Consider the following 13,957-nt stretch of genomic DNA (forward strand, 5'->3'; position numbering starts at 1 on the left):
CAAAAATCGCGGATGTTCGGGCTCGACAAACGTATTTTCTCTGTTAACATATTCCGAATGGAGAATACGTACTAAGCTATACACGCACCATCGCACAAATGAACCTTGCAATACAGATGAAAATGTTGGATTGGTTGTAGTGTGAAAATCTGAAATGCTTTGATGCGAGGAAAGGTTGCAGTCGAATCGTTCAAGACCCTTCACACAGCGGAATTGCGGGGCATAGTAAAACGTGTCGGTCGCCAGCATTCAACTCGACGAAAGGCGGCGCACCCGGCAATTTGAGACGAATGATCGCGATATGGGAGAAATAATGGTGGTTCGATTCCGACATTTGCAGCCGCCGGATGCAGGTTCCGTGGCGGACTGGCAATTCGCCGGATCCATCGGATAGCCCATTGTTTCCGAGGGAGCACTCGATCTTGACATCCGATCGGGAGAGTGACGCATGCCAGGACCCGGATGCCGGATATGTAGCATCGGGTAGCACTGACAGAACAAGCGGGCTTTTGGCTCGCCAGCTTGCCGACGCCACGCACCCGGACGGACAAGTCGACATCGCAGCGCTGCTGAAGGTCGTCGGTTCGACCTACGAAAACTATCAGGCGGCTCTCCACCAGGCGGCCGGCGCAACCGGTACGTTGGATGTCCAGCCAACCGACAAGAGTTCCCGCGTGAACGCCGCACTCGACGCCGCGACGGAAGGCATTGCCGTCTTCGATGCCGAGGATCGGGTCATTCTCTGGAATCGTCGCTATGTCGAGTTCTACCCCGAACTCGACGGCTTCCTCGTCGAAGGACGCACATTCGAATCCATGTTGCGCCACGGCCTGGAGCGCGGCGCCTACATAGACGCGCGCGGTCGCGAGGAGGAGTGGCTCAAGGCCCGCCTCGAGCGACATGCGCTCTCCAACAGCGCCGAGGAGCAGCACCGAGCAGACGGACGCTGGATCCGCGTCGAGGAACGGCGGACGGCGGATGGCGGACGGGTCGGCATTCGCATCGACGTGAGCGATTTCAAGCGAAGGGAAGCGGCATCCCGGCTGCTGTTCGAGGACAGCCCGGTTCCCATGTATCTGTTCGACTTCGAGACCTTGCGCTTTCTGGCCGTCAACCGCGCCGCCATCGCCCATTACGGCTATACGGTCCACCAGTTCATGAACATGGGCGTGCTGGACATCCGCCCGCAACGGGTCAGGGCCGAGGCGCTCGTGTCGATCCGCAACTGGATCGACACGCAAAGCGGCGACCGGCTGTTCCGGCACGTCAAGGCCGACGGCACGGAGATCGACGTCGAGGTTTTCACCCGACGGCAGATCCACAACGGCCGCCAGGCGGTCCTGGTGACGGCGATCGACGTCACGGAACGCAAGCGGGCGACCGACGAGCTGGAAGCGACGCGGGAGTTTCTCGATACGATCATCGAGAACGTGCCGGCGGCGGTGTTCGCCAAGGACCCGTTCAGCCGGAACTACATCCTGCTCAACCGGGCGGGCGAGCTGCTGTTCGGCTGTCCGCGCGATGCCTTCGTCGGCAAGAATGCCCGCCAGATTTTTGGGGAACGGGTGGCCGCCGCGGCCGAAGCGGAGGAAGACGAGCTTCTGTCCGGCAGCGTCAGGCAGCTGACCGCCTCCGAAACCATCTCGACACCCAATGGAACGCGGCTGCTGACGGTCACGCGCATGGTGGTCCGCAACCCCGACGGCTCGCCGCGCTTCATCGTCGGCGTGACGATGGACGTGACCGAGAAGCGGCGCGCGGAGGAGCGCATAGCCTATCTCTCACAACATGACGGCCTGACCGGCTTGCCCAACCGTGACGCGATGATGGTTCGTCTCGCCGACGGCATCTTTGCCGCCACGGCAACACAGGCGCGCTTCGGCTTGCTTTGCATCGACATCGACCGCTTCAAGACACTCAACGACCTCTACGGCCATGCCGTGGCCGATCAGGTGTTGCAGGAGGCGGCGCGGCGCCTCGTCGATATCGCTGGCGATGGCCTGGTGTTCAGGCCGGGTGGCAACGAGTTCGTGCTGATCTCCAACGATCCCGACCAGCCAAACGCGTCGCGCCGACTGGCCGCACTGGCCCAAACCGTCTTCTCATCCGACATCGTCATCGACGACAAGGCCATCCGCGTCGGCATCAGCGTCGGGATCGCCACCTATCCGCTCGACGGCGACAGCGGGTCCCTTCTGCTCGCCAATGCGGGCGCCGCCCTCTATCACGTCAAGTCCGAGGCGCGCGGCCAGATCCGCGTCTACGAATCCAAGGCCGACCAGGTCATTCGCGACCGCTGGGTGCTGCAAGCCGACCTAGGCCATGCCTTGCGCAACGGCGAACTGTCCCTGCACTTCCAGCCGCAGGCGGAGATCAACGGACGCATCTTCGGTTTCGAGGCGCTGATGCGCTGGACGCATCCGACCCGCGGCGCCATCTCGCCCGATGCCTTCATTCCGCTGGCCGAGGAATCCAATCTCATCCTCGACATGTCCGCCTGGGTGCTCAAGGAAGCCTGCCGCACGGCGGCCGGTTGGACACACCCGCTCACCGTCGCCGTCAACCTGTCGCCGATCCAGTTCCAGCACGGCGAACTGCCGCTCCTCATCCAGCAGACGCTGATCGACACCGGCCTTCCACCGTCCCGGCTCGAACTGGAGATCACCGAGGGCATCCTGCTCGGCGACTTTGCCCACATCGTCGGTTTGTTGAGACGTATCAAGGCGATGGGCGTGCGCATCGCCATGGACGACTTCGGTACTGGCTACTCGTCGCTCTCCTACCTGCAGGCCTTCCCCTTCGACAAGATCAAGATCGACAAGAGCTTCGTTCAGTCCATCGGGCGCACGGAACAGGCGACGACGATCATCAGAGCCGTCATTGGCCTATGCCGGGGCCTCGGCATCCCAGTCATCGCCGAAGGGGTCGAGACCGAGGAGCAGAGAAGCTTCCTTGCCCAGGAACACTGCACGGAAATCCAAGGCTACATTATCGGTCGACCGGCTCCGATCCAGGTCTACAGCAAGGTCGTCGACAGCTTGGCGCCGGCCAGCACGACCTGAGTGTTCAGGCAAGCGTCCTCCCCGACTGCCCTGCAACCAAGGCGTCGATGGAAGCCCAAACGCGTGCCGGCTGATGGAGCGCCCTCGGCCAGACGGCGTGAATGTCGTAGCGTTGCCTCTCCGCTTCCGCCACGAGCAAGCAAACAAGACGATCTTCATTGATCGCGTCTTGCACCGGCCCGCAAGAGAGGCGGACGATGTAGAAACCGTAAGGGCCGCCTCGGCGATCGTCGTCGAGCCCGCCCCACTCTCCGTCCTTTCCCGTTGTGTCGGCTGGCGCTGGCGCTTAGGTTGCGCCCAAGGCCGCGCGTCCGCCACAAGGACCGCCGGCAGACGGGAGAAACGCAATGGAAAACTTCACCTTCCTCAACCCGACGAAAATCGTCTTCGGCCGCGACAGCGAAACGTCGGTCGGCGTTGAAACCGCGCGCTTTAGCCGAAAGATCCTGCTGCACTACGGCGGCGGATCAATCAAGGCGTCCGGCCTCTACGATCGCGTCTGCGCTTCGCTCAAGGCGGCCGGCGTCGAGTGGGTCGAGCTCGGCGGCGTCAAGCCCAATCCCCGGCTCTCCCTGGTCCACGAGGGCGTTCGCCTGTGCAAGCAGCACGGGCTGGGCTTCATCCTGGCGGTCGGTGGCGGCAGCGCCATCGATTCGGCCAAGGCGATCGCCATGGGCGCCGTCATCGACGGCGACGTCTGGGACTTCTACGTCGGCAAGGGCACGCCCACGAACGCGCTCCCCATCGGCACGGTATTGACCATTCCGGCCGCCGGTTCGGAATCGAGCGACGGGACCGTGATCACCAACGAGGACGGCTGGTTGAAGCGCGCCGTGGGCGGTCCCTTCCTCTACCCGCGTTTTTCGATCCTCAACCCTGCCCTCTGCGTTACCCTGCCGCCCTTCCAGGTGGCTTGCGGCGCGGCCGACATCATGGCGCACCTGATGGAGCGCTACTTCACCAACGTGACGAACGTCGCCTTCACCGATCGTCTGATCGAGGCGACCATGAAGACGGTGATCGCCCAGGCGCCGAAGGTGCTGGCCAATCCGGACGACTATGACGCCTGGTCGGAACTGATGTGGGCCGGCACCATCGCCCACAACAACCTGCTCAACACCGGCCGCATCGGCGACTGGGCCTCACACGACATCGAACATGAAGTGTCCGGCATCTACGATGTCGCCCACGGCGCCGGCCTTGCCGTCGTCTTCCCAGCCTGGATGAAGCACGTCCTCCATCATGACGTCGAACGCTTCGTGCAGTGGGCGGTGCGCGTCTGGAACGTGGAGCTCGACGTCTTCGACAAAGAGGCGACCGCCCGCGAGGGCATTGCCCGTCTCGAAGCGTTCTTCCACAAGATCGGCCTCGGCACGACGCTCGCCTCGCTCGGCATCCACGACGACCGCATCGAGGAGATGGCGAAGAAGGGCACTAACGACGATCGCCGCACGCTTGGCAACTTCGTCAAGCTCGACAGCCGCGCCGTCGCGGACATCCTGCGCCTCGCCCGATGAGCTTCCGGCGGCGGGGAGCTATCCTCCCCGTCGCCGCACCGACCAGGCAACGAACCAGGGCGAACAGAGACCGCCGGCAATCCGCCCCGCCTGCCATATCGGCTTGCCCCTCAGGGGAGCCGGCAGCGGCGCCTGACGCGGGGCAAGGTTCAGCGTCAGCAGAAGATCCCTTGCCTCCCCTTCCCACGTGACACGGACGACACCGTCGTCCACATGCCACTCACCGGCGCGCCGAATGCCGGGAATGAGTGGCACGATCTCCCGTCGGCGGACGCGCAGGATGGCTCGATACCAATCGAGCATACGGGCGTGACGGGACTGGCGTTGCTCGTCCCAGTCGAGCCGGGCGGCATCGAACGTGGCGGGATCGAAAGGGTCGAGCAGAACCTTCGGATCGACCGCGAAAGCGGCAATCCGGCCTTCCTGCACAGCCGAAGCGAACGCCGGTCCCAGGTCGGAGAAGAACGGAAACGGCGTTCCAGCCGCCCATTCCTCGCCCTGGAACAGCATCGGAATCTGCGGCGCCAAAAGGAACGCCGCCGCGGCGGCCCGCACGGCTGCCGGTGGCGCCAACGTGCCGATGCGGTCGCCGCGCGCACGGTTTCCCACTTGGTCGTGGTTCTGCAGGAACGAAACGAAGGCTGTCGGCGAAACGGAAACCGTCGTCTCCTCTTCGTCGCAGGACAGCCCCCCTTCGGCAAGAGCCCGGGCGAGAATGTCCGGTCGCTCCGCGTAGTCGGCATAGTCCTTGTCGGCCTCGCCGGTGATGGCGGCGTGCAGCGCGTGATGAAGATCGTCGTTCCACTGGCCGTCGAACAAGCCTGCCGGCGACATCCGATCGGCTTCCAGTCGGGCACTCTCCAAAACGAGATGGATCTTCCGATCGCCTGCCGCAACCCGCGCCGTTTCCGCGATGGCGGTGAGCATATGGTCCGGATCCGTGTCGCGGATTTCGTGCGCGGCGTCGATGCGAAGTCCATCGAGGTGAAACTCGCCGATCCACATGCGGACATTGGCGAGCACGAGATCGCGCATGGACGTGCCCTCGCGCTGATCATAGTCGATGGCTTCGCCCCAGGGCGTCGCATGCCGATCGGTATGGGCGGGGGCCAGAAGCGGCAGGTAATTCCCCTCGGGGCCGAAGTGGTTGTAGACGACGTCGAGCAGCACGGCGAGACCGAGCGCGTGCGCCTGGTCGACGAAGGACTTGAGATCCTCCGGCCGGCCGTAGCGGCTGTCCGGCGCAAACAGCAACACCCCGTCATATCCCCAGCTCCAACGGCCGGGGAAGTCGCCGATCGGCATGATCTCGACGACCGTGACGCCGAGCGATTTCAGGTAGGGAAGCCGAGCGGCGGCGGCACGAAAGCTGCCCTCGGGCGTGAAGGTGCCGACATGCAGCTCGTAGACGACCGCTTCGTGCCATGAAAGACCGCGCCAACGAGTATCGGACCAGCGAAAGGTATCCGGGATGACGATCTCGCTTGGCCCGTGCACGTCCTCCGGCTGAAAGCGGCTGGCCGGATCGGGCACGAAGGCACCACCCGGCAACTGGAAGCGATAGCGCGTCCCGGCCGGAGCGGCGGTCGTCAGCGTGAACCAGCCACCCGATCCCCTCGTCATAGGCAAGGGCTTGCGGCCCTCGATCGCCAGGACCATGGCCTTCTGCTCAGGCGCCCAAAGTCGGAAGCGAACGAGCCTCGCCTCAGGCACGGGGCCGAATCCCGCCAGCCCGTGATCGTCGGCGGCAGTCAACTGTGCCGCCGGTGTCGACATGTCCATCCAGGCGTCTCCCGCAAGGCGGTTGCCGAAACCGTCGTTCGGCAAGGCCATTGTGGCCGGGGAGATCCATGCACGCAACCAGCCAGAACCGGCTATTTACAAATCCAGCCCCACCAACCGCTGCCGCGCGCGCAGACGCTCGCGATGTAGCGAGTAGAGCCCGCTCGCCACGATCAACGACGCGCCGATGGTGGTGGTCAGTCCAGGAATGATGTTCCAGACCATATAGGAGACGGCGGTGGCCGAAATCATTTGCACGTAGCTGAAGGGGGCAAGCAGCGAGGCTGCGGCCATGCGATAGGCGAACACGCAGCAGATCTGCCCCAAGGCGAAGAACAGACCACCGGCAAGGCCGAAGATGACCTCGTGCCAGGACGTATCCCCGATCTCCGGCCAGACCAGCGCCGTCGTCACGGTAACGCCGATCAGCGACGTCCAGACCATCATCGTTTCGGCGCTGTCGCGAACGGCCTTGCGCGTCAGAATGGTCGAGAAGGCGCCGACGAAGGCGGCGACCAGCGTGAAAATGGACGCGTAGTGAAAACTCGACGTTCCCGGCTGGACGATGACCAACACGCCCAGGAACCCGACGAGCGCGGCCAGCCAGCGCCGTGCGCCGACGACCTCGCCGAGAAAGACGATCGACAGCGCCATCACGAACACCGGCGAAACGAAGGCGATCGCCGTCGCGTCTGGAATGTTCTGATGCTGAAGACCGAGCAGGAACAAAATGGTGCCGCAGATCGCCGTCAACCCGCGCAAAATGTTGAGCCAGGGATGGATGGGCCGGAACACGGCCCTCCCCTCGCGACGCAAGGCGAACGGTACGGCGACAAGGGCATAGGTGAGGTTGCGCCACCAGGCGATCTTCTCGGCGCTCGCCTCATGCTGGATGAACTTGGCGCCAACGTCGCAGGCCGCAAACAGCAGCGTCGATACAACGATCAGGGCGATGGCGAGCAGGATCTGCTCGTTGACGCGCGACAACCCGACGTCAACCGGCGGGGACATGGTCTGGGAGGTCACCTTGATCTGCCTGAAATGAGAGCCGGCGGATAGGCGAAACCGGCTCGGGTTGGCTCAGTCGCCGACCTTTGGATGAAACGATTTTGAGGCAAAGACAAGGCGGCGTCGAAAAGTACGACAAAAAATTCTTGGTTGTGGCGAAACGGCATGAATGCGCGGTAAACGAGAGCAGTTGGAGAAACTCACCCGGCCTACCCTCGGCGAATGAATATGCAACGCGTCGATCAGGACAAGTAGCTCGAAAGCTTCAAGCTGGCGATGTTGCCGATGGCGGCATAGGCCGCTTGCAACTGAGTCTCGTAGGCCGACATTTTCGCGGCCACGACCGCGACATCCACGCCGCTGAGGCTGGTGGCGAGATCGCCGGCAAAATCCTGATAGTTTTCCTGGTCGCTGATCGCCGTCTTAAGGGCTGAGGCGTTGAGGGAAAGGCGGGTCTGCACGGTGGCAAGGCCGCTGATCGCTTCGTCGAGCAGGCCGCTCGCCTCGGTGAGCGCATCGCTATCGGTGGCGCCGGAGGCGACCAGCGACAAGGCCCTCAGCGCCTTCTCGAAGTTCTCGTTGTCGGCCGTGACGCCGTAGGACACCGTCTGCTCGGAGGAGACCTTCACCGCGGTCACCGCATCGTCGCCTTGATAGTAGCTGGTATCGGCGGAGGACGGCGAAGTCGCCGACGCAAGACTGTCCAGATCGATGGGCGGCCGATCGACGGCACTGCCCGCGAAGAGATAGCGGCCACCAAGCTGCGTGTTCATCAGCGAGGCGAGACTCTCCAGCATCTCCTCGGCGGTGACTTGCAGTTCGTCCGTGCCGCTTGAAGTCGCCGAGAAGGACGACAGCGTCGCCTTCATGCTGGTGATCTGATCGATGATGCTGTCGACGGCATCATACATGGCTTCCACGCGGGTGCTGGCCGTGTTCGCCGCCTCGGCGTAGGACTTCGACATCGACACCGACGACTGCAGCGACACGACCGAGCCTGCCTTGTTGCCCAGACCGCCATAGTTGTCGGAAATCTGGCCGGATGCCTGCTGAAGCGTCGCTTCCGCCTGCTTTGCCTGGACCTTCAGCGCCGCCTGCAAAAGGCGGTCGGACGCCGCAAAGGTGGCAACACGCATTCCCATCGGCGGTTCTCCCGGTTTCAGGCCGACTTGGCAGCCGACAACAGTGCCTCGAACATTTCGTTGGCCGCCTGGATGATCTGCGCGGCGGCGGCGTACAGCGCCTGATAGTCGGAGATCTTGGAAGTCTCCTCGTCGATGTTGACGCCCGACTGCGAGGCGATGGTATCGGAGAGCGAGGTTGCCAGCGTCTCGGCTCTGGTTTCGGCGGCTTCCGCATCCGATGCGCGACTGGCGAAATCGGTCACGATGCGGGCCGCATAATCGCCAAGCGTCACCGTCGTCGACCCGATGCCGCCGACGGCCGCGAAGGTTTGCGTGCCGGTCATGGCATCCAGCAGTCCGTTGGCCACCGTTGCCGACCCGGAGGTGAGGACGGTCGCCCCGATCGTCGTCGACGTTGCCAGCGTTCCGATGGCAAGCGCACTCGAATCGGTGGAAATGGCCGAAGAAAGCGAGATGTTCGCCGCCCCGCTACCGGTGAGCAGCGGATTGAGGCCGAAATAGCTTGAGAAGCTGGTACCGTCACCGGTCATGTCGCCATCGAGCGCGCCGATGGCCACCCCGCTCCCCGACGTCGTCGCGGCAATCGTGAGCTTGCCGCTGCTATCCAGCGAGGCAGCGATGCCATCGATCGCATCGAGCGCCGAAACCAGATCGCCAACCGTATCGTAGCTGGAAAGATCGAGATCGGTGTAGCCGACGAGCGCGCCGTTATCGTCAACCTGGGCGATGCCGACGCTGCCGGAAGCGGAAAGCGCACTGTCCGACGAAACCTTGGCCGTCCCGGTGAGGCTCTCCGGTGCCGGTACGGCCGACCCGTCCGCGGTCACGCCGTTCAGCGTATCGATCAGCGCCGTTGCCAGGGCATCGAGTTCATCCTGCGCCTCGACGAGCGTACCGTCGCGAAGCGTCAAAAGGGCGCCGACCTCGCCGCTGGTCAACTCGTTCGTGATATCCTTCCCGTCGACGGAAACCCCACTCAGCACCGTTCCCGCCTTTACGGTCGCCGATGCGCTGAAACTCAGGGCATGCACCGAGCTGGTGAGCAGCGCAGTGCCGCCGGTGGTGGAGATGTAGATCGACCCGCTGGACGTGGTCGTCGTCTTGATGCCGATCAGGCTGGAAATAGTCTCGATGGCCGTGTTTCGCTGGTCTTCGAGATCGGCGGTCGACGCTCCCTTTGCCTTCGCGGCCAGAATGGCGTCGTTCAGATCGTCGATGGTCCCGAGAGCATCATTGATGGTGTCGATATCGTCGGCGATCTGCTGATCGGCGTCGGCTCTGAGCTCCTGGATCGAAGACGAGGTCTCGCGCAAAGAGCTCGCGAGACTGTCGGCGGCGGAGATGACTTGGCTTTGTACCGTGTCGTCTTCCGGGGAGGAGGCAAGCGAGTTGATTGCCGTTTGAAGGTCGCTCACCTGCGTTGCCAGGGATGTGCCACCATCCTCGCTGCCTGTCGTGGCGCCCATCAGGGCCTGAAGCCGATCGGTATAGCTCGCCGTCGCGGCGGCGCCCCCGACATCGGCGTTGGCGGAGATCAGGGACGCGAACACATATTTGTCGACGCCGCCGGTGATGGAGGCGACAGCGGTTCCGGATCCCGTCGAGGCCGACACCGTCGACACCTGGTTGGCGGTCTTGACGGTGTAGCCGTCGACATCGGCATTGGCGATATTGGACGAGGAGACGCTGACACCCACCTGCGCGGCCCGCATGGCGGAAAGGGCGATGGTGCTGGCAACGGAGAGTGACATGGCGTTCCCCTCGAAGATCCGGCCGCCTCAGGCCAGCCGGTCGGGCAGCAGCGAAGAGCGGCCGGGCTGCGCATCGCCAGCGCGGCTGCCGTTGCGCCCGTAGGCGGGGGCCGTCGCCGTTCCGGCCTCTCGAACCGCCTCCACCACCGCCGCAATCCGCCTTCGCGACGCGCCGATGGCTCCGGCGAGGCGGGAGAGGTTGTCGCGCGCCTTGCTCTGCACCAGACCAATCCGTCCATCGAGATAGGTGCGTTCGTCCGGCGTGATGCTCCCGGCACCGAGCGTCCTCAGATACTCCTCGATCCGGCCGGCGAGATTGCTCTTGGCGCCAGTGGTCGCCGCGAGCGACGCCGGCACGCCGCTCGCGAGAAGCGCATTCTCATCGTCGATGATCGCGATCAGCTCGTCGATCATGCCGTCCAGCTCGGCAAAGCGTCCCATGTCCGGGGACTTGGTCTCAGCGGCAGCTTTTGCGCCTGGCATGGTTTGATCTCCTGAATTGATCGAGAGGGACGACAACCCCGGTTTCCCCGGCAGGCGCCGAGATCAGCTTGCCGACGCTCAGGTAGGCGTGACTGACGGCGTAGCCGGCATTTGCGCTGGCTAGGGCGGCGGCCGTTTCGTCGAGGTGTCGCTCCAGCTCGGCAAGCACCTCCGTCACGTCGCCCTTGAACAAGCCGACGTTGCGGGCGTCCCCCGCCCCGCCCTCGCGTTTGATATCCCGGCGGATTTTCTCCAGCCGCCCGACCAGAAGATCGATCGCCGCCTGCGTCTCATCCCGTTCCGACTGCGCCGTCATCTCAGCGCACCGCTGACAGAAGGGAGTCGAACATGTCCTTGGCGGTCGAGATCACCTGTGAGGCCGCCGAATAGGCTTGCTGGGCGGCGATCATCGACGAGAACTCGGTGTTCGTATCGGTCGTGGATAACTCGAGCTCGTAGTCCTGTATGGAGCCGACACCATCGGAATCGGCAAAGTGATAGGTGGCGCCAGACGAGGTGTTCGAAGCCGAGTAGACCGAGTTGCTCATTTCAATAAGGCCGTTGGCATTGGAAAAGGTGGCGAGCGGGATCTTGTAGATCGGCACGGCTTCGCCGTTGCTGTAGTTGGCGGTAACGGTGCCATCCTCGTCGATGGTGACGCCGGAGAGCGTGCCGTAGGCACAGCCGTTCCCGATGCCGGCGATGTCGACCGCGGCGTCGCTGCTGTTGTCGGGCGTGTATTGCGACAGGCCATCCGACCCATTGACCGTGCCGAAGTCGAGAACGATCGACATGTCGGACGCACCGTCGCTAAGGCCGGTGATCGACAGCGTCGCGGAATCCGGCGTCTTCAAGGTGCCGTCTTCGTTGAACTCGATCTCGATGGTCGTGGTTTGAGCGGTACCCGTGGAGCCGCCGGTCGACGACGGGTCGGCGAACGACATGTCCCAGGTGTTCTGGCCCGTCTTTTCCCAGGTCACATCCATGGTGTAGGCGGTGCCCAGGCTGTCGAACAGTTCGATCTGGCTGGTGTAGCTATCCCCAACCTCGGCGTCGGCCGGCAGGCTGCCCTTCATCGTCATGCTGGTCGTCGCCGCCGCATAACCGGTCAGGACGTCGGTGTCGATCTGCTCGAGATTGGTCTCCGTGGTGCCGCCGACCACATTGCCATCGGCGTCGGTCGGCCAGCCGAGCAGCGTATAACCGTTGCTGGTGAGATAGCCGGTGTCGTCGTCAACCGTGAAGCTGCCGTTGCGGGTGTAGTAGATGTCGCTGCCATCGCCGGTCGTCACGGCGAAAAAGCCATCGCCATCGATGGCGATATTGGTACTGATCGATGACGAAACGAGCGTACCGCTGGCCAGGATGTTCTGCGACTTCGCCACGGTGACGCCGCCGCTGGAACTATTGGCATCGCCGGATGTCAACAACGAGGAAAAGCTGGCCGAGCTCGCCTTGTAGCCAGTCGTCGAGACGTTGGCGAGGTTGTTGGAAATGATCGACAACGCCGTCGACTGAGCCTGCATCGCCGAAACGGCGGAGTTCATTGCGCCCGTGAGAGACATGGCGTTTCTCCTCAGGCCGACGTGGTAGTGAGACCGGAGGAGATCGTATCGACCGCCTCCTGAAGGGACAGAAGCGTCGTGTTCATCTCGCTGAGCTGCGAATAGCTCGCGTAGGACATCATCTGGTTGAGGAAGTCGGACGTATCCGTCGGGTTCAGCGGGTTCTGGTTCTGAACTTCCTGAACAAGAAGCTGCAGGAACTGCGAGGTATCTACGGACGTGGTCGAAGTTGAAGTTGTCGTCGATGCCGTAGTTGTCGTAGCGGTAGTCGCCGAAGAGATAGAGGACATGATAAACCTCGCCCGTCTCCAGTCTTCACTTAAGAAGACCGGACCAAGAGACTGATCGGTGCCGTTGTTGATTGGCTTCAGTCTTTAGACGGGCCAGGTCGCCAAACCAGGCGCGAAAACTTAATGAGAGTTAGCAACGAAATTCGTTAACGCAAATTAATACTTCGAGATTTGCTTGATACGCAATGAGAGCACTCCGCCCGATGTCCGCGGCAACGAACTCGCCAGCGGGCCGCCCGGCCGAACGCGCCGACACAGACAAGCGATGCGTTTTGCAAAAAGATCAGGAGCCGGGGCGCAAGGAGGACGAGGGCTTGCCCGTCGGAGACGGCTTGTCGGCATCATCCTCGGCAAGTGCCACGATGCGGGCGGCAAGTCCGGCCGGCGCACGAACGGAAGGACCGGCTGCGAGCGCCTCGCGAAGCCGCACGGCGGTTTCGAGGATAGACCGCGCCCGCTCGGATTGCAGCAGCAACGCTTCGGCCGCGACACGAACGGCCGCCGGCCAAAGCGTCAAGTCCTCGCCATGACGATCGACGAGGTCCTGAAACTGCGCTTCGTCCATCAGTGCAACCCGTTCATTCGTAACAGATTGCCTCGGAGTATCTACCGGCAATGGATTGGGATCAATAGAGAAACGGTCGATACACGCTGTTACGCCCAGCGGAACGATTTCGACACCTGCGCTCCGGCGATACGTGGCGTCCGCCCCCCGTGCCCCGTCAAATGGGCCACTGCCGAATAGCGTTCGGAAACATCGGAGGCCGCGTGATTTGACGCCCGACATGGCAACCGAGCCGCAGGCAGACCGATCGCATCCGCGCGCGGTCGGTTGCCAGAAAGATCACGGACGAGAGCCGGTCAGGCCGAAGAACATCGCCGGATCCGTACCCGCCTCCATCGCAAGGCGTGGCCGCGACACCGCGACGTTCTGCTGCATCGCCGCTTCGGCGGCGTCCTGGCGGACGAACGCAGCCATCCCGGCAATGCCCGCCCAGGCGTCGCGCAGGTCGATCAGGCTGTCGTGGAGTTTGCGGTAACGCCTGACCACGTCCGGTTTGCCGTAGGAGACGTGAAGGGCGATGATGTACCCTTTGTAGACGCGGTGCAGCCGCTCGGCCACTGCCCCACCCTTCGCATAGTCGAGCGCATGGTCCAGTCCACGCAGGATGGTGGCGGCCCGCATGACCTTGACGAAGCATTCCTCGAACTGCCCCGCCTCGCGCGCCCGAATGGCTTGGGAGATCGCCAGCAAGGTGGCATCGTAGAGCTTGACGACGGCGACGGTCGGATGAACGGAAGCAGCCGCCTGCCGGTAGGCGGCCGCAGCCTGGCCCATGCGAGAATTCATGTC

General features: G+C 63.3%; 12 protein-coding genes. 2 read left to right on the forward strand and 10 right to left on the reverse strand.

Annotated features, from left to right (window positions below; translation table 11 throughout):
- Nucleotides 1-509: 509 nt before the first annotated feature.
- Nucleotides 510-3,062, forward strand: coding sequence for an EAL domain-containing protein (locus QQZ18_RS02465; RefSeq protein WP_284537675.1), 2,553 nt, complete (start codon nt 510-512; stop codon nt 3,060-3,062).
- A gap of 347 nt (nt 3,063-3,409) precedes the next feature.
- Nucleotides 3,410-4,579, forward strand: a complete 1,170-nt coding sequence (locus QQZ18_RS02470) for an iron-containing alcohol dehydrogenase (RefSeq protein WP_284537676.1) — start codon at nt 3,410-3,412, stop codon at nt 4,577-4,579.
- An 18-nt stretch (nt 4,580-4,597) separates the two neighbouring features.
- Here the strand turns inward: QQZ18_RS02470 and treZ are convergent, their stop codons facing one another.
- The 10 genes from treZ to QQZ18_RS02520 form a co-directional block, all read right to left on the reverse strand.
- Entirely contained in the window at nt 4,598-6,361 is a 1,764-nt protein-coding gene (gene treZ, locus QQZ18_RS02475) for a malto-oligosyltrehalose trehalohydrolase (RefSeq protein WP_284537677.1), read from the reverse strand.
- 96 nt (nt 6,362-6,457) lie between these two features.
- Nucleotides 6,458-7,372 carry a DMT family transporter gene (locus QQZ18_RS02480; protein ID WP_284537678.1) on the reverse strand — a complete coding sequence of 305 codons (915 nt, stop codon included), beginning with the start codon at nt 7,370-7,372 and terminating at the stop codon, nt 6,458-6,460.
- Nucleotides 7,373-7,611: 239 nt separating this feature from the next.
- On the reverse strand, nt 7,612-8,511 hold the full coding sequence (locus QQZ18_RS02485; RefSeq protein WP_284537679.1) for a flagellin: 900 nt from the start codon (nt 8,509-8,511) through the stop codon (nt 7,612-7,614).
- A gap of 17 nt (nt 8,512-8,528) precedes the next feature.
- Nucleotides 8,529-10,265, reverse strand: a complete 1,737-nt coding sequence (gene flgK, locus QQZ18_RS02490; RefSeq protein WP_284537680.1) for a flagellar hook-associated protein FlgK — start codon at nt 10,263-10,265, stop codon at nt 8,529-8,531.
- A 27-nt stretch (nt 10,266-10,292) separates the two neighbouring features.
- On the reverse strand, nt 10,293-10,748 hold the full coding sequence (locus QQZ18_RS02495) for a flagellar protein FlgN (RefSeq protein ID WP_284537681.1): 456 nt from the start codon (nt 10,746-10,748) through the stop codon (nt 10,293-10,295).
- Nucleotides 10,723-11,064 carry a hypothetical protein gene (locus tag QQZ18_RS02500; protein ID WP_284537682.1) on the reverse strand — a complete coding sequence of 114 codons (342 nt, stop codon included), beginning with the start codon at nt 11,062-11,064 and terminating at the stop codon, nt 10,723-10,725. Before QQZ18_RS02500 ends, QQZ18_RS02495 begins: the two co-directional genes overlap by 26 nt.
- Nucleotide 11,065: 1 nt before the next feature.
- Nucleotides 11,066-12,313, reverse strand: a complete 1,248-nt coding sequence (gene flgE / locus QQZ18_RS02505) for a flagellar hook protein FlgE (RefSeq protein ID WP_284537683.1) — start codon at nt 12,311-12,313, stop codon at nt 11,066-11,068.
- 11 nt (nt 12,314-12,324) lie between these two features.
- Nucleotides 12,325-12,603: a flagellar hook capping FlgD N-terminal domain-containing protein gene (locus QQZ18_RS02510; RefSeq protein ID WP_284537684.1), complete on the reverse strand. Its 279-nt coding sequence runs from the start codon at nt 12,601-12,603 to the stop codon at nt 12,325-12,327.
- Nucleotides 12,604-12,886: 283 nt separating this feature from the next.
- Nucleotides 12,887-13,168, reverse strand: a complete 282-nt coding sequence (locus QQZ18_RS02515; protein ID WP_284537685.1) for a hypothetical protein — start codon at nt 13,166-13,168, stop codon at nt 12,887-12,889.
- Nucleotides 13,169-13,447: 279 nt separating this feature from the next.
- Nucleotides 13,448-13,954, reverse strand: coding sequence for a flagellar export chaperone FliS (locus tag QQZ18_RS02520; protein ID WP_284537686.1), 507 nt, complete (start codon nt 13,952-13,954; stop codon nt 13,448-13,450).
- Nucleotides 13,955-13,957: the final 3 nt, after the last annotated feature.

It is taken from the genome of Pleomorphomonas sp. T1.2MG-36 (assembly GCF_950100655.1).
In the GTDB taxonomy this organism is placed as follows: Bacteria; Pseudomonadota; Alphaproteobacteria; order Rhizobiales; family Pleomorphomonadaceae; genus Pleomorphomonas.